A 15,627-nucleotide genomic window follows, 5' to 3' on the forward strand; every position below is an offset into this window, starting at 1 on the left:
CGAGCGCGGCATGAGCGTCTGGGCGATCGGCGACCTGCAGGGCTGTTACGACGTGACCCAGCGGTTGCTGGAAAAGATCGCGTTCGACCCGGCGCGCGACCGCCTGTGGTTCTGCGGCGATCTGGTCAACCGTGGCGGACAGTCGCTGGAAACCCTGCGGCTGGTGCACTCGCTGCGCGCCAATTCCATCGTGGTGCTCGGCAACCACGACCTGTCGCTGCTTGCGGTCGGCCAGCGTCGCGAGGACGAGCAACGCAAGGTCAATCCGGACCTGCAGCGCATCGTCTTCGCCGAGGATGGGCCGGCCCTGCTCGACTGGCTGCGGATGCAGAAGCTGGTGCATGTCGACCGGACACTCGGCTGGATGATGGTGCATGCCGGCCTGGCACCGAAATGGACCACGCAGCAGGCCGAGAAGCACGGTCGCGAGATCGAGGAGCGGCTGCAGGGCGACCAGTACGGCCGGCTGCTGAAGAACATGTACGGCGACGGCCCGGTATGGAACCCGCGCCTGGCCGGCATCGACCGCCAGCGCGCGATCATCAACATCCTCACCCGCCTGCGCTATTGCTCGCCGCGTGGGCGCATCTCCTACGAGGACAAGGGCGTACCCGGTACCCAGCCGCCCGGCCTGTACCCCTGGTACGCGGTGCCGGGGCGCGCCGAGCGCGACCTGAAGATCGTCTGCGGCCACTGGTCGGCGCTGGGCCTGTTCCTCGGCCACGGCGTGCATGCGATCGACACCGGCGCGGTCTGGGGCGGCCAGCTGACCGCGTTGCAACTCGATACCGACGAGCTGCGGATCGTGCAGGTGCCCGGTCGCGACGTACCCGCGAATCCGCCGAAGGCGCGGCAACGCTCGCGGCGGTGAGGGTTGAAGTCCGGACGCCGTGCAGGAACGACATTTCCAATGTAGGAGCGACGTAAGTCGCGACCCGCCGAACCCGTGAGGCGATGTACAGGTCGCGACTTACGTCGCTCCTACAACTACCTGATCCTCTGATAGTCGACGAACTCGAACGCGCAGGCATGCTTTGCGTCGGCCGCGTGCACTTCCCGAGCCAACACCTGCCACTGCGCCGGATCGAACGCGGGGAAAAACGCATCCGCGTCTTCCACCTCGGTATCGACATGGGTCAGGTGCATGCGCACCGCCTGCGACAGACACAACGCATACACCTCGCCTCCGCCGATCACGCAAAGCTCCGCCGCACCATCCTCGCCCGCGAGCGCGAGCGCATGGCCGACCGTCGCCACCGCCTGCATGCCCTCGAATGGCACCGCGCCCGAGCGCGTCAGCACCAGGTTGCGCCGCCCCGGCAACGCGCGCCCGAGCGACTGCGCGGTCTTGCGCCCCATCAGCACCGGCTTGCCCAGGGTCAGCGCCTTGAAGCGCTTGAGGTCGTCCGGCAGGCGCCAGGGCAATGCGTTACCGCGACCGATCGCGCCGTTGCGATCGAGCGCGGCGATCAATGCCAGCTCGATCATGCGGCCGCCAACCCCGGCGTCATACCGCCACCGGCGCCTTGATCGCCGGATGCGGGTCATACCCTTCGATCACGATGTCGTCGAAGCCGAACCCGAAGATGTCGGTCACCGCCGGATCGAGCTTCAACGTCGGCAACGCCCGCGGCTCGCGCGTGAGCTGCTCGCGGGCCTGCTCGTAATGGTTCGAGTACAGGTGCGCGTCGCCCAGCGTGTGCACGAAGTCGCCGACGCCGAGTCCGCAGGCTTGCGCCACCATGTGGGTCAGCAGCGCGTAGCTGGCGATGTTGAACGGCACGCCGAGAAAGATGTCGCCGCTGCGCTGGTACAGCTGGCAACTCAGCTTGCCCTCGACCACGTAGAACTGGAACAGGGTATGGCACGGCATCAGGGCCATTTGCGGCAACTCGGCGACATTCCAGGCCGACACGATCAACCGGCGCGATTCGGGATTGCGCTTGATCTCCTCGACCACCCGCCTGATCTGGTCGATCTCGATGCCATCGGCACCGGCCCAGCGCCGCCACTGCTTGCCGTACACCGGGCCGAGTTCGCCGTCCTCGTCGGCCCACTCGTCCCAGATCCGCACCTTGTGTTCCTGCAGGTAGGCGATGTTGGTCTCGCCGCGCAGGAACCACAGCAGCTCGTGCACGATCGAGCGCAGGTGCAGCTTCTTGGTGGTGACCAGCGGAAATCCGGCATTGAGGTCGAAGCGCATCTGCCAGCCGAACACCGAACGGGTGCCGGTGCCGGTGCGGTCGGATTTTTCGGTGCCGTGTTCCAGCACGTGGCGCAGCAGCTCGAGGTATTGCTTCATGACGACTCCAGGCTGGTTTCCGGTCGGCGGATGTCAGGCCGACGGCACGGGCGGCGCCGGCTGCAGCGTCGGCGAACGTCGCGACAACCACAGCCAGAACAGCCCGATCGCAATCAGCGGCAGGCTCAACAGCTGGCCCATGGTCAGCCAGCCGAACGCGAGGTAGCCCAGTTGCGCATCCGGCATCCGGACGAACTCGACCAGGAACCGGAAGGCGCCGTACAGCAGCGCGAACAGGCCCGCCACCGCGTAGCGCGGCCGCGGCTTGCGCGAGAACCACCACAGGATGCAGAACATCGCCAGGCCTTCCAGCGCGGCCTGGTAAAGCTGCGAGGGATGGCGGGCGAAACGGTCGAGCGCGCCGCTGGCGAACTGCGCCTGCAGCTGGGCCTCGCTCCAGCCGGCGAACTCGCGTGCGCGCGGGAACACCACGCCCCAGCCGCCGTCGGTGAACTTGCCCCACAACTCGCCGCCGATGTAGTTGCCGAGCCGGCCGAAACCCAATCCCGGCGGCACCAGCGGGGCGATGAAATCGGCGACGTCGAAAAAGTGCAACCGATGCCTGTGCGCCCACCACAAGGTCGCGGCCATCACCCCGAGCAGCCCGCCGTGGAAGCTCATGCCGCCTTCCCAGATCCGGAACAGCATCAACGGATCGTCGAGCAACTCGCCGAACGAATAAAACAACACGTAGCCGATGCGGCCGCCGAGGACTACGCCAAGCATGCCGTAGAACAGCAGGTCGCCAAAACCCTGCTCGTCGACCCCGGGCAACCTACCGGCGCGGATCCGGCGACGGCCCAGCCACCACGCCAGGCCGAAGCCGAGCAGGTACATGATCCCGTACCAGTGGACTTGCAGCGGGCCCAGGTCGAGGGCGATCGGGTCGATCTGGTGCAGGATGATCATCTAGCGCGTGGCTTCCTACGGGGCAGCGGACATTGTGCCCGAGCCACCGCGGGCTTGCCCGGCGCGGCGATCAGAAAACGTGGGGCGCATTCGGCAACTCGTTGTCGTCGACGTCGTCCGTGCCACGCGGAAAGTGTTCGGCCACCAGCGCCGACATTGCCTCGATGCCACCGACTACCGCCGCCTCGGGTTCGCCCGAGCGCAGCCGCTCCTCGATCAGTTTGCACACCCCGCGCCATTGTTCGGCGCTGACCCGGTCGCGGAACCCGCGGTCGGCGATGATCTCGATCCGATGGTCCGCCAGCAGCAGGTACAGCAGCACGCCGTTGTTGGCCTCGGTGTCCCAGACCCGCAACTGGCTGAATATCTCGCCGGCGCGGTCGCGCGCCTGGCGACCGGCAAGCACGGCCGATGCCGGAAGCGCCGCTTCGACCGCGAAGCAGATCTCGCCACGATGGCGCAGTTCACCGGCGGCAATCGCGGCGGTGATCCGTTGCAGCCGCGCTTCCGGGAACAGGCGCCGCGCCGAGGGCGCGAACAGGTGTTTGAGCACGCGCATCAGGCCAGCCTCACCAACTGCCGGAGGCGCCACCGCCCCCGCTCATGCCACCGCCGCCGGACCAGCCGCCGCCGCCAAAACCGCCACCGCCTCCGAAGCCGCCACCACCCCAGCCAACGCCGCCCATGCCACCAAAACCGCCCCAGCCGCGATCGCGCGCGAAGCGACCGCCGGATCCACTGGCGAGGCCGTACAGCAGGCCGATCAATGCACCCGCGCCACCGACCAGCAGCAACGACGACAACAGCCAGGCGACCCCGCCCGCCGCCAACCCGGCGCCGATGCCGCGCACCGCGCGTGGCGCTCGCCCGAGGATCCCGCGCGCGATCTGGGCGACGATGAACGCGGCGAACACCGCGAACAGCCAGCCGCTGCCGCCACTGTCCGATTGCCCCGCCGGGCTGGCCATCGGTGGTGGCAACGGCTCGCCATCGACCAGACTGACCAGCGCCGCGGTGGCGTCCGTGATGCCGCCCGCGTAATCGCCGGCGCGGAACCGCGGCACCATGTATTCCTGGATCACCCGCATCGCGGTCGCGTCCGGAATCGCGCCTTCCAGGCCGTAGCCGACCTCGATCCGCACCCGCCGGTCGTCCCTGGCGACCACCAGCAACAGGCCGTCGTCGACCTTCTCGCGCCCCAGCCGCCACTGGTCGTAGGCCCGCACCGCGTACTGGGCAATGTCCTCCGGCTGGGTCGTCGGCACCACCAGGATCTGCAACTGGCTGCCCTTGCGCTGCTGCAGCGCCAATGCCTGCGCCTCCAACTGCTGCCGAGTGGCAGCGTCCAGCGTGCCGGTGGTGTCGACCACCGGCGAATCCAGCGGTGGAATCGGCGCCAGTTGTTGCGCGGTCGCCAGCAGGCTGGACAGCGACAACGCCAGCAGCAACGCCAGCCGTGCCGGCCAACCCGGCGCCCGGACGTACCGCGCGAAGTTCATGGCACCCGGCCCCGAATGACTCACCCGTTGGCGGGCGTGGGCTGTTGCGGAGCGGGCTGTTGCGGAGCCGCCCGCTGGGGCGCCGGTTGCGGCGACGCCGCCGGCGCACCGAAGTCGACCTGCGGCGGCTGCTGGATCTGCGCCTCGTTCTCGACCGTGAAGTTCGGCTTGACGTCGTAGCCGAACACCATCGCGGTCAGGTTGGTCGGGAACTTGCGGATGTAGGTGTTGTAATCGCGCACCGCCTCGATGTAGCGCATGCGCTCGACCGTGATGCGGTTCTCGGTGCCTTCCAGCTGCGCCTGCAACTGCAGGAAATTCTGGTTGGCCTTGAGGTCGGGATAGTTCTCGCTGACCAGCAGCAGGCGGCCGATCGCGCTCTGCAACTGCCCTTGGGCCTGCTGGAACTGCGCCAGCGAGGCCGGGTCATCGGCATTGACGTTGATGGCGCCGACCCGCGAGCGCGCTTCGGTGACCTCGGTCAGCACCTGTTGTTCGTGGGCGGCGTAGCCCTTGACCGTGGCGACCAGGTTCGGCACGAGATCGGCGCGGCGCTTGTAGACGTTGAGCACCTGCGACCAGGCCGCGCTGACCGCTTCTTCCTTCTGCTGGATGGTGTTGTAGCCACAACCTCCCAGCAACAAGGACAACAGCAGCACGAGAAACAGGCGCATGGCACGACTCCACGATGGCCGCGGGGGCAATGGCCGGCATTGCACCACCGGCCTTCACGCCGCGCAATGGACGCGGCGTGAAGCCGACGACCGGCCGCGGCCTGTCGTATGTGGTCAGCCGTCCGCGTGCGGCAACGATGCCCGGCGCTTGGCCCACAGGTTGAGCACCTCGACCAGCGCCGAGAAGCCCATCGCGCCGTAGATGTAACCCTTCGGGATGTGCATCTCGAAACCGTCCAGCACCAGGTAGACGCCGATCAACACGATGAAGGCAAGCGCCAGCATCTTGACGGTCGGGTTGCGCTCGATGAACTTGCCCAGCGGGGTGGCCGCCAGCAGCATCACCGCGACCGCCAGCAGGATCGCGCAGACCATGATCCAGGTCTGGTTGGCCATGCCGACCGCGGCGATCACCGAGTCCAGCGAGAACACGATGTCGATCACCGCGATCTGCGCGATCACCGCGCCGAACGAGGTCACCGGACGGGTGTGGATGTCCTCGGATTCCGCCTCGCCGATGATCCCGTCCTTGATCTCCATCACGCCCTTCACCACCAGGAACGCGCCGCCGAGGATCAGCACCAGGTCGCGCACCGAAATGCCCTGCCCGAACAGCTGGAACAGGTCGTGGGTCAGCCCGGCCAGCCAGGCCAGGGTCAGCAGCAGGCAGATCCGGGTTAGGCAGGCGACCGCGATGCCGAACTTGCGCGCCACTTCGCGCCGGTGCGGAGGCAGCTTGCTGACGGCGATCGAAATAAACACCAGGTTGTCGATGCCGAGCACGATCTCGATCGCGCTCAGGGTGATCAGGGTGATCCAGACTTCCGGATCCATCAGCATTTCAATCACGAGCAATTCCCAGTGTTCAAGAAAGTTTTGTAGGTCAGGCCAAACGCGGCAGCAGGATCGCGCCCCAGGTCAGCACCACGTTGAGCATCAGCACGAACACCGCCGCCGACCCCATGTCCTTGGCACGGCCGGCCAGTTCGTGGAACTCGGCGCCGTAGCGTTCGATCACCGCCTCGACCGCGGAATTGAGCAACTCGATGCTCAGCACCATCAGCAGCGAGCCGACCAGCAGCACGCGCTCGACCGGAGTCTCGCCGAGCCACCAGCCCAGCGGTGCCAGGACCACGAACAGGTAGACCTCGAGCCGGAACGAGGATTCATGCAGCCACGCCGCAACCAGCCCCTGGATCGACCATTTGGCGGCCTTCAGCATGCGAGCCGGGCCGCGCGGCAAGTGACCGATCTCGTCGGCCATGTCAGGGGCGCTGCTCGTGGATCAACATGGAATCGGCATCATTCGCGGGGGCGCCATCGCGCGGTGTCGGGACGGCGCAGCGAAAGCCGCGCCAGACCGCCAATTTTGCCACAAGGGCCCCGCTCCCGCCCGCAGCGCGGGAAAATCCCGGGACCGCACCGTAACCGGGCCGGCGGCATCCGGCCTTCGCATGGTGTTAGCACCCGTGGCGACACACTGCCGACCCCCGTTGGCCCCGCCATCGCAGCAAGGCACTCTCCCATGGCCGTGAACACCACTCCCGAGGGCTATCACACCGTCACCCCGTACCTGATCGTCGACGACGCCTCCGCGGCGATCGAGTTCTACCAGAAAGCGTTCGGCGCGCAGGAGCTCTACCGGTTGCCGATGAAGGACGACGACGGTCGCGACAAGGTCGGACACGCCGAGATCCGCATCGGCGACTGCACCCTGATGCTGTCGGACGAGTGGCCCGACATGCAGGCGATGGGCCCGACCGCCCGCGGTGGCACCACGGTCGGTTTCGTGGTCTACGGCGACGACGTCGACCGTGCCTACCAGCAGGCGCTCGACGCCGGTGCCCAAGCCAGCAAGCCGGTCACCGACGAGTTCTGGGGCGACCGCATGGGCACGGTGCTCGATCCGTTCGGACACAAGTGGACGCTGGCGACCCATGTCGAGGACGTGCCGCCGGAGGAGATGGAAAAGCGCATGGCGGCCTGGTCGGAGCAGCAGGGCGGGTAGGCGCGCCCTGTTCCCCGCAGCGTGCCTATTCCTCGAAGATTGCGATGCCGCGGCTGCCGTCGGGCTTGATCCAGGCCCGGTACATGGTGCCGGTATTGAACGGCATCGCGATGTTGCCCTCGCCGTCGAGCGCGATCGCGCCGCCGTCGCCGCCGGCGGCCGGGACGATCCGGTTGACCACCTCCTCGGCCGCCTCCGCCAGCGAGTCGCCACGGTAGGCCACGCGCGCGCAGATGTCGTGGGCGACCGCGTTGCGGATGTAGAACTCGCCCCAGCCGGTGCCTGACACGCCGCAGTTGTCGTCGGCCCAGGTGCCGGCGCCGATGATCGGCGCGTCACCGATCCGGCCCCACTTCTTGTTGGTCATGCCGCCGGTGCTGGTCGCCGCGGCGATATGGCCGTGGCGATCAAGCGCAACCGCGCCGACGGTGCCGAAATATTGCCCGGGCGTGTCGCCGCCCACGGCGGCCTGCGCCTTCTCCAGCGCGCGGCGGCGATGCTCGGTGTCGAACCAGTCGTTCGGCACCCGCTCGATCTCCGGTCGCGAGTCGGCGAACGCCTCGGCGCCGTCGCCGGCCAGCATCACGTGTTCGCTGTGTTCCATCACCGAGCGGGCAAGGCTGACCGGGTGGCGCACGGTGGTGACCCCGGCGACCGCGCCGGCGCGGCGGGTGTGGCCTTCCATTATCGAGGCATCGAGTTCGTGACCGCCCTTGGCGTTGAACACCGCGCCCTTGCCGGCATTGAAGCGCGGCGAGTCCTCCAGCACCAGGATCGCCGCCTCGACCGCATCGAGCGCGGTGCCACCGTCGGCGAGGATCGCGTGGCCGGCGTCAAGTGCGCGGCCGAGGTCGGCCCGCGCGGCCTGTTCGTCCTCGGCGCTGAGCGAGGCGCGCGGGACGTAGCCGGCACCGCCGTGGATCACCAGCGCGATCTTCGCGGCCGGCGTGGTGGCAGGCGCGCTTTCGGACTGCTGGGCATGGCTGTTCATGGCGGCGAGGGCAAGCAGCAGGATGGGCAACAAGGTGATTCGGCGCATGGTCGGCTCCGCGAGGTCCAGCCGCGAGCATAGCGCGGCGGCCTGCCCCTAGCCGATGAAGCGGATCGTCGCGATGGTGCCCTGCCCCGGCTGGCTGTCGAGGCTGACTGGCCAGCCCATGCGCTCGCCGAGCCGGCGCGCGATCGACAGGCCCATGCCGGTGCCCTGCTCCCGCGTCGGGTCGGCGCGAAAGAACGGGGTGAAGGCCTTGCCGAGGGTCTCGGCGTCCATGCCGATGCCGCTGTCGCGGATCTCGACCCGGTCCGGAGCCAGGTGGATGTCGATACTGCCGTGATCGGTGAAGTGCGCGGCATTGTTCAGCAGGTTGCCGATCATGACCGCAAGCACGTGCGGCGGCCCGAACAGCCGCGGCGCGCCGTTGTCGATCACCTCGACCGCCACCGGCTTGTCCTGCAGCATCGGCCGCATCCGCTCGACCTGGTCGTGGACGATGTCGCGCACCTCGAACTCGGCGCTCTGCGGCGCGATGTCGGCCTCGCGGGCGAGGATCAGGAAGGCGTCGATCACCGACTCCATGTCGCGACCGGCGCGTTGCACCCGGGCCAGCGAACGGATGGTCCGCGGTGGCGATTCCGGATCGGCCAGCATCATGTCGGTGGCGACCCGGATCACCGTCAGCGGGGTGCGCAGCTCGTGGCTGGCGTCGCGGGTGAAGTCGCGCTCGCGCTGGACGAAATCGGCGACCCGGTCCGCCAGGCCGACCAGTGCGCGTGACAGGTGCCGGACCTCGTTGCCGGCCTCGGGCGGCAGGTTGCGCGGCTTGATCGCGCTGGCGTCGGGATCGCGCGGGTCCCATTGGGCGACGGCGTCGGCCAGCCAGCTGACCGGCCCGACCAGCCGTTTGGAGGTGCGGTAGGTCAGCCACGAGATCAGGTAGGTCGCCAGCAGCGACAGCACCAGCGCGACCACCGCGGTCAGCAGGATCGCGCGGTCGACGTGGGTCGGGTCGAGCGTGAGGTACAGGGTGCCCTGCGGACGCCGGTCGACCAGCACCGCCAGTGTCTTGTCCGAGGCGCCCGGCACCGGCTGCTGGTGGCTGCCCGGTTCGAGCTGGCGCAGTTCGAGCGGCGCGCTGCGGTCACCGGGGGCGGCCGGGTCGAGGTAGCCGGCGATCACCGACGACCGCGGCAACGGATAGGCCGGACTGGCCTCGCGCCCGGTCCAGAACACATCGGCTTCGCGTTGCATGTGCGCCGACAGGATGCCGTGGCGCACCAGCAACCCGGCCAGCAGGATCGCGGCGGTGATGACGATGCTGCCGAGGATCGCCTGGCCGATGAAGGCCAGCTTGATGCGGCGGGGAAGACCTTGCGTCATGGCACGCGCAACACCGTCACTCCGGCGGCTGCGAAATGTCCGCGACCCGGTAGCCGGCCGACTGCACGGTGTGCAGCAACTGCTTGTCGAACGGCTTGTCGATGGTCTTGCGCAGGTTGTAGAGGTGGCTGCGCAAGGTGTCGGAATCGGGCAGGCCATTGCCCCAGATCTCGCGCTCGATCTCCTGACGGCTGACCACGCGCGGCGATTCGCGCATCAGGATCGTCAGCAGGCGCAACCCGATCGGCGACAACTGCAATTCGCTTCCGCCACGGGTGACGCGCAAGGACGCCGGGTCGAGCACGAGGTCGGCAACCTTGAGCACCTCGCCGCCGACCTGGCGGCGCTCGCGGCGGATCAGCGCGCGCAGGCGGGCTTCCAGTTCCTGGATCGCAAACGGCTTGGTCAGGTAGTCGTCGGCGCCGGCGGACAGGCCGGTGAGCTTCTCGTCGAGGGTGTCGCGCGCGGTCAGCATCAGTACCGGGGTCGACTTGCGCGCTTCTTCGCGCAGGCGCTTGCAGACCTCGATGCCGTCAAGCCGCGGCAGCATCAGGTCGAGCACGATCACGTCGTAGCTGTTTTCCGCGGCCAGCCGGTAGCCATCGAGGCCATCGGCGGCGAAGTCGACCTCGAAGCCGCGGCTCTCGAGATACTCGCCGACCATCTCGGAAATATTGCGATTGTCCTCGACGATGAGGACCAGACCACCATCACGCGTGCCCGGCATAGATGCTCTCCACCCTTCAGTTTTGTGAAGGCTGCCGATATGCAGGTCGACGCGCCGTGAAGACGACCCCGGCATTCATGACTCGGCGGCCTTGACCCGCTGCCAGTAGGCTTCCTGTGCCCGCAACCGCTGCCCGTCCAGCGCAGTGCCGTCGGCGGTGGCCAGTGCCTCCATCGCCCGGAACCGCCGTTCGAACTTGTGGTTGGCCCGACGCAGCGCGCTGCCGACATCGATCCGGGCATGCCGCGCGAGGTTGGCGGCGACGAACAGCAGGTCGCCGATTTCCGCCTCCAGCCGCTCCTGCACCGCGGCGTCGTCGGGCGAGGCCGCGCGGGCGGCGAATTCGGCCCGGACCTCCTCGATTTCTTCATGCAACTTGGCGATTACCGGCTCCGGCGAGGGCCAGTCGAAACCGACCCGCGCGGCACGCTTCTGCAGTTTCACCGCGCGCTGCCATTCCGGCAGGCCGCGGGCGATCCCGGCCAATGCGGAGGTGTCGCTGTCACCGGCGGCCTCGCGCTCGCGACGCTTGCACTGTTCCCAGTCGCTCGCCTGCGCCTCGGCGTCGGCCGCCGACGAGTCGCCGAAGACATGCGGATGGCGCCGCACCATCTTGTCGCTGATCGCCGCGACCACGTCATCGAAGTCGAACGCGCCCTGCTCCTGCGCGATCCTTGCATGGAACACGACCTGCAGCAGCAGGTCGCCGAGTTCGTCCTTCAGCGCGTCGAGATCGCCGCGGTCGATCGCGTCGGCGACCTCGTAGGCCTCCTCCACCGTGTACGGCGCGATCGTCGCGAAAGTCTGCTGCAGGTCCCACGGACAACCGGCCTGCGGATCCCGCAGCCGCGCGATGATCTCGAGCAGGCGCCCGATGTTCACGCCTGCGCCCAGTCCCGCCACGGCAGGCTGGTGTCGCCGATCGCGATGAAGCCACCATTGAGCAGGGTGTCGCGCTGGTTGTAGCGGAACGGCCGGCCGGACAGGTCGAGCACCGCGCCGCCGGCACCCTCCAGCACCGCCTGGGCGGCGGCGGTATCCCATTCGCTGGTCGGGCCGAAGCGCGGGTAGACGTCGATGTCGCCCTCGGCCACCGCGCAGAACTTCAGCGACGAGCCGAGCCCGACCGGCTCGCACTCGCCCATGCGCTCGATGAAGGTGTTGGTGCGCTCGTCGCGATGCGAACGGCTGGCGGCGACCCGCCGCGGCGCGGTCGCCGGCACGCGCGTGCGTAGTGGCCGGTCCTCACCGTCGCCGTCGCGGCGGAACGCGCCCAGTTGCTGACCGCCATGCCACAGCGCACCGGTCACCGGTGCCTGGACCACGCCGAAGGTCGTCACGCCATCCTCGATCAGGGCGATGTTGACGGTGAACTCGCCGTTGCGCTTGACGAACTCGCGGGTGCCGTCGAGCGGGTCGACCAGCCACAGGCGCGCCCACTGGCGTCGCTGCGCGGTGGTGATGCCGGCCGATTCCTCCGACAGCACCGGGATATCCGGCGTCAGTTGCCGCAGGCCGTCGACGATGCAGTGGTGGGCTGCGAGGTCGGCGGCAGTCAGCGGCGAGCGGTCGTCCTTGTGCTCGACCGCGAACTCACTGTCATAGACCTTGATGATCTCGGCGGCGGCGGCTCGGGCGATGCGGATGACGCCTTCGCGCAGGTCACGGGTCATTTGGTTGTCCTGGTTGCTGGCCACGCGTTTGCAGCCACTCTCTTGCGATGAACAGTGCCGCGATGCTGCGGCCTTCGGAAAAGTCCTCGCGCAGGATGAGCTCGTGCAGCGCGTCGAGCCGCCACGGCAGCACCTCGAGCGGTTCGGGCTCATCCCCGGGCAGGCGCTGAGGGTACAGATCGCGCGCGAGCACCAGGTGAGCGACATGGCTCATGTAGGTCGGCGCCAAGGTCAGTTCGCGCAGCGCCACCAGCGAACGGGCGCCGTAGCCGACCTCTTCCTTGAGCTCGCGGTCGGCGGCCTGCAGTGGCGTCTCGCCCGCATCGATCCGGCCCTTGACCAGCCCCAACTCGTAGCGATGCATGCCGGCGGCGTACTCGCGCACCAGCAGCACGGTGTCGTCGTCGAGCATCGGCACCACCACCACCGCACCATCGCCGCGCCCGTGCAGGCGCTGGAACCGGCGGCGCTCGCCGTTGCTGAACTCCAGGTCGAGGTGGTCGATCCGGTACGGGCCGGCATCGTCGGTGACGATGTTGTGGATCGTGGGCAGGCGCCGGCTCATCGCGCGCCCGCCAGGGCCAAAACGCAGCGCCGATGAAAAGCGATAATGGACGTATGCAAAAGACGATTCACGATCCAGCGATGCTAGCAGAGGGCCACGGCCACAATGGCAGCGATGCCGTGGCCGATGCGTGGCGCGAGCGCGACCTGTCGGTGTTGTGGCACCCGTGCACGCAGATGCGCGAGCACCAGCGCGACCGCGCGCCGGGCCCGCGCACCGACACCCTGCCGTTGCTGCCGATCGCGCGCGGCGAAGGCCCTTGGCTGATCGGCCGCGACGGCCGCCGTTACCTCGACGCGGTATCGAGCTGGTGGGTCAACCTGTTCGGCCACGCCGAGCCCCGCATCGCCGAGGCGATTGCGACCCAGGCGCGCGAGTTGCAGCACGTGATCCTGGCCGGCTGCTCACATGCGCCGGCGGTCGAGCTGGCCGAGAAGCTGCTGGCACTGGCGCCGCGCGAGTCGGGCCGCGCGCCGCTGGCCAAGGTGTTCTACGCCGACAACGGCTCGGCCGGGGTCGAAGTCGCGCTGAAGATGGCGTTCCACTGGTTCCGCAACCGCGGCGAGGACCGGCGGACCAAGTTCGTCGCACTGGAGGGCGGCTACCACGGCGAGACGCTCGGCGCGCTCGCGGTCGGCGACGTGCCGTTGTACCGGCGGGTCTACGCCCCACTGCTGACCGAGGCGCTGTTCACGCCGTCGCCGGATGCGTTCCTCGCCCGTCCCGGACAAAGCGCCGCCAGCCACGCCGAGGAAGCCGCCGACGCCCTCGCCCGGTTGCTCGACCACCACGCCGGCGAGATCTGTGCGCTGATCCTGGAGCCTCGGGTGCAATGCGCCGGTGGCATGCGCATGCACGACCCGGTTTACCTCAAGCGCGCACGCGAGTTGTGCGACGTTCACGGGGTGTTCCTGATCGCCGACGAGATCGCGGTCGGCTTCGGCCGTACCGGCACGATGTTCGCCTGCGAGCAGGCAGGCATCGCGCCGGATTTGCTGTGCCTGTCGAAGGGCCTGACCGGCGGCAGCCTGCCGCTGTGCGCGGTGCTGGCGACCCAGGAGCTTTACGAGGGCTTCCTCGACGACTCGCGCGAGCGCGCATTCCTGCATTCGCACAGCTACACCGGCAATCCGCTGGCCTGCGCCGCGGCGCTGGCGACGCTGGGAATCTTCGAATCCGACGACGTGCTGGCGCGCAACCGCGCGACTTCCACGCGAATGGCCGAGCTGGCCGCATCGATCGGTGCGCACGCCCACGTCGCCGACGTGCGCCAGGCCGGGATGATCGTCGCCTTCGAGTTCGGCCGCGACGGCGACAAGGCCACGCCGTTCGACCCCGCCGCGCGGTTCGGCCTGCACGCCTACCGCGCCGCGCTCGACCGCGGCGTGCTGCTGCGCCCGCTCGGCGACGTCCTGTACTGGATGCCTCCCTATACGGTCGACGATGACGCTCTGGCCCTGCTGGCCGATACCACGGCCGCGGTGATCGACCAGGCGATCCGGGAAACCCGATGCGCCTGACCCGCGTCCACGTCGAACTGCCGCTGGCCCCGGGCATTGAAGTGTCGCTGCCGGAATCAGCGGCCGTGCACCTGGCTCGGGTGTTACGGCTCGGCGTCGGCGATTCTTGCGTATTGTTCAACGGCGACGGCTACGACTACGCCGCCCGAGTGGCCGCCCTCGGCAAGCGCGAGTTGCGCGTCGCAGTCACCGACGCGGTGGCGGTCGAATCGGAATCGCCGTTGCGGGTCACCCTGCTGCAGGGCATCGCCCGCGGCGAGAAGATGGACCTGATCCTGCAGAAGGCCACCGAACTGGGCGCGGCCGAAGTGCGGCCGCTGAGTTCGCAGCGCAGCGAAGTCAAGCTCGACGCCGCGCGCGCGGCCAAGCGCCTGGCGCATTGGCGCAACGTGGTGGTCGCCGCGTGCGAACAGAGCGGGCGCGCGACCGTGCCATCGGTGGCAGCACCCGGATCACTGGACGAAGTGCTGGCGGGACTGCCCGCGGGCGGCCTGCGGCTGACCCTCGATCCCGAAGGCACGTTCGCGATCTCCGCCCTCAAGGTGCCCGCCGGGGGCCCGGTGCTGCTGGCGGTCGGGCCGGAAGGCGGCTGGTCGCCGGCGGATCGCGAGCAACTGCGGGAAGCCGGCTTCCAGGGCTTGCAGCTGGGCCCGCGGATCCTGCGGACCGAGACTGCCGGGTTGGCCGCGATCGCGGCGCTGCAGGCGGGGTTTGGCGATTTGGGTTGAACAGGCCCGACGAGCCTGAACCTAACGACATACATCTGTAGGAGCGGCTTTAGCCGCGATCGGATGCCTGGTCGCTCGTCCGACTCCGGATCGCGGCTAAAGCCGTCCTATAAGGGTGTTGCGGCGATCAGGCCGCTTCGGCCAGCGCTTCGGTGATCAGCTTCTCGATTGCCACGAGGTCGGGCACCAGGGCGTCGTCCTGGTTGAGGATCACTCGCGCCAGCACGGCCATTGGCAGCTCACCGCCGTCGGCATCGACCTTCAGGGCCTCGCGCGAGACCGTGACCAGACGCGGGAAGCCTTGGGTCAGGATCGCGAAGTACGGCGCCTTGGCATCGCCGCCAAGTGCCTTGAACACCAGCACCTTGCTGCCCAAGCCACCCTGCTCGTCGGCCAGCCCGGCCAGTCGCGAGAAGCTGATCAGCGGCAGTTGCCAGCCGCGCCAGCGCATCCGGCCGAGCAGCCAGTCCGGTGCCCCGGCCACCGGCTCCGGCGGGGCGTACGACAGCACTTCGGCAATCGCGGCATTGGGCAGCAGCAGGCGTGCGCCGGCCAGTTGGATCACCACGCCGCGGATATCCGCTTCGGGGGTCACCGGAGCCGTCGGTTGCGCCGCGGTGGAGTTCGACATATCGGGTGTCCTGG

The 15,627-nt window shown here is 68.6% G+C and carries 18 protein-coding genes and 1 pseudogene; 4 read left to right on the forward strand and 15 right to left on the reverse strand.

Going from position 1 to position 15,627, the window contains the following annotated elements; genetic code table 11:
• Positions 1-10: 10 nt before the first annotated feature.
• A pseudogene (locus SNE34_RS14210) lies at positions 11-865 on the forward strand (symmetrical bis(5'-nucleosyl)-tetraphosphatase); the annotation flags it as partial.
• Positions 866-987: 122 nt separating this feature from the next.
• Here the strand turns inward: SNE34_RS14210 and SNE34_RS14215 are convergent.
• The 8 genes from SNE34_RS14215 to SNE34_RS14250 all read right to left on the reverse strand — a co-directional run bounded on the left by SNE34_RS14215 (position 988) and on the right by SNE34_RS14250 (position 6,648).
• On the reverse strand, positions 988-1,485 hold the full coding sequence (locus SNE34_RS14215; RefSeq protein ID WP_332618323.1) for a dihydrofolate reductase: 498 nt from the start codon (positions 1,483-1,485) through the stop codon (positions 988-990).
• Positions 1,486-1,507: 22 nt separating this feature from the next.
• Complete coding sequence (locus SNE34_RS14220; protein ID WP_332618273.1) at positions 1,508-2,302, reverse strand: thymidylate synthase; 795 nt, start codon at positions 2,300-2,302, stop codon at positions 1,508-1,510.
• Between the two features lie 33 nt (positions 2,303-2,335).
• Complete coding sequence (gene lgt, locus SNE34_RS14225; RefSeq protein WP_332618274.1) at positions 2,336-3,211, reverse strand: prolipoprotein diacylglyceryl transferase; 876 nt, start codon at positions 3,209-3,211, stop codon at positions 2,336-2,338.
• Positions 3,212-3,281: 70 nt separating this feature from the next.
• Positions 3,282-3,770 carry a TPM domain-containing protein gene (locus SNE34_RS14230; protein WP_332618275.1) on the reverse strand — a complete coding sequence of 163 codons (489 nt, stop codon included), beginning with the start codon at positions 3,768-3,770 and terminating at the stop codon, positions 3,282-3,284.
• Between the two features lie 10 nt (positions 3,771-3,780).
• Positions 3,781-4,710, reverse strand: coding sequence for a TPM domain-containing protein (locus SNE34_RS14235; protein ID WP_332618276.1), 930 nt, complete (start codon positions 4,708-4,710; stop codon positions 3,781-3,783).
• Positions 4,711-4,730: 20 nt separating this feature from the next.
• Positions 4,731-5,384 carry a LemA family protein gene (locus SNE34_RS14240; RefSeq protein WP_332618277.1) on the reverse strand — a complete coding sequence of 218 codons (654 nt, stop codon included), beginning with the start codon at positions 5,382-5,384 and terminating at the stop codon, positions 4,731-4,733.
• Between the two features lie 114 nt (positions 5,385-5,498).
• Complete coding sequence (locus tag SNE34_RS14245; RefSeq protein ID WP_332618324.1) at positions 5,499-6,224, reverse strand: TerC family protein; 726 nt, start codon at positions 6,222-6,224, stop codon at positions 5,499-5,501.
• A 43-nt stretch (positions 6,225-6,267) separates the two neighbouring features.
• Positions 6,268-6,648, reverse strand: a complete 381-nt coding sequence (locus SNE34_RS14250; protein WP_332618278.1) for a diacylglycerol kinase — start codon at positions 6,646-6,648, stop codon at positions 6,268-6,270.
• A 261-nt stretch (positions 6,649-6,909) separates the two neighbouring features.
• Between SNE34_RS14250 and SNE34_RS14255 the strand changes: the two genes are divergently transcribed.
• Positions 6,910-7,392 (forward strand): VOC family protein, encoded by a 483-nt coding sequence (locus SNE34_RS14255; RefSeq protein WP_332618279.1) that lies wholly within the window; start codon positions 6,910-6,912, stop codon positions 7,390-7,392.
• 25 nt (positions 7,393-7,417) lie between these two features.
• On the opposite strand, the gene SNE34_RS14260 is transcribed toward SNE34_RS14255, so the two are convergent.
• The 6 genes from SNE34_RS14260 to nudE all read right to left on the reverse strand — a co-directional run bounded on the left by SNE34_RS14260 (position 7,418) and on the right by nudE (position 12,734).
• A complete protein-coding gene (locus tag SNE34_RS14260) occupies positions 7,418-8,383 on the reverse strand; it encodes an isoaspartyl peptidase/L-asparaginase family protein (protein ID WP_425604556.1) in 966 nt (321 codons plus the stop codon).
• Between the two features lie 96 nt (positions 8,384-8,479).
• Entirely contained in the window at positions 8,480-9,769 is a 1,290-nt protein-coding gene (locus SNE34_RS14265) for a sensor histidine kinase (RefSeq protein WP_332618281.1), read from the reverse strand.
• A gap of 16 nt (positions 9,770-9,785) precedes the next feature.
• Positions 9,786-10,496 carry a response regulator transcription factor gene (locus SNE34_RS14270; RefSeq protein WP_332618282.1) on the reverse strand — a complete coding sequence of 237 codons (711 nt, stop codon included), beginning with the start codon at positions 10,494-10,496 and terminating at the stop codon, positions 9,786-9,788.
• 75 nt (positions 10,497-10,571) lie between these two features.
• Complete coding sequence (gene mazG / locus SNE34_RS14275; RefSeq protein ID WP_332618283.1) at positions 10,572-11,378, reverse strand: nucleoside triphosphate pyrophosphohydrolase; 807 nt, start codon at positions 11,376-11,378, stop codon at positions 10,572-10,574.
• Entirely contained in the window at positions 11,375-12,169 is a 795-nt protein-coding gene (gene cysQ / locus SNE34_RS14280; RefSeq protein WP_332618284.1) for a 3'(2'),5'-bisphosphate nucleotidase CysQ, read from the reverse strand. The genes mazG and cysQ overlap by 4 nt, the downstream gene beginning before the upstream one ends.
• Positions 12,159-12,734 carry an ADP compounds hydrolase NudE gene (gene nudE, locus SNE34_RS14285; RefSeq protein WP_332618285.1) on the reverse strand — a complete coding sequence of 192 codons (576 nt, stop codon included), beginning with the start codon at positions 12,732-12,734 and terminating at the stop codon, positions 12,159-12,161. The genes cysQ and nudE overlap by 11 nt, the downstream gene beginning before the upstream one ends.
• A 53-nt stretch (positions 12,735-12,787) precedes the next feature.
• Here nudE and bioA point away from each other — a divergent pair, with 53 nt between their 5' ends.
• Entirely contained in the window at positions 12,788-14,254 is a 1,467-nt protein-coding gene (gene bioA, locus SNE34_RS14290) for an adenosylmethionine--8-amino-7-oxononanoate transaminase (protein ID WP_332618286.1), read from the forward strand.
• Positions 14,245-14,982, forward strand: a complete 738-nt coding sequence (locus SNE34_RS14295) for a 16S rRNA (uracil(1498)-N(3))-methyltransferase (RefSeq protein WP_332618287.1) — start codon at positions 14,245-14,247, stop codon at positions 14,980-14,982. Before bioA ends, SNE34_RS14295 begins: the two co-directional genes overlap by 10 nt.
• Before the next feature lie 127 nt (positions 14,983-15,109).
• Here the strand turns inward: SNE34_RS14295 and SNE34_RS14300 are convergent, their stop codons facing one another.
• Complete coding sequence (locus SNE34_RS14300; protein WP_332618288.1) at positions 15,110-15,613, reverse strand: chemotaxis protein CheW; 504 nt, start codon at positions 15,611-15,613, stop codon at positions 15,110-15,112.
• Positions 15,614-15,627 lie beyond the last annotated feature (14 nt).

It is taken from the genome of Novilysobacter erysipheiresistens (assembly GCF_036663935.1).
Taxonomy (GTDB): Bacteria; Pseudomonadota; Gammaproteobacteria; order Xanthomonadales; family Xanthomonadaceae; genus Novilysobacter; species Novilysobacter erysipheiresistens.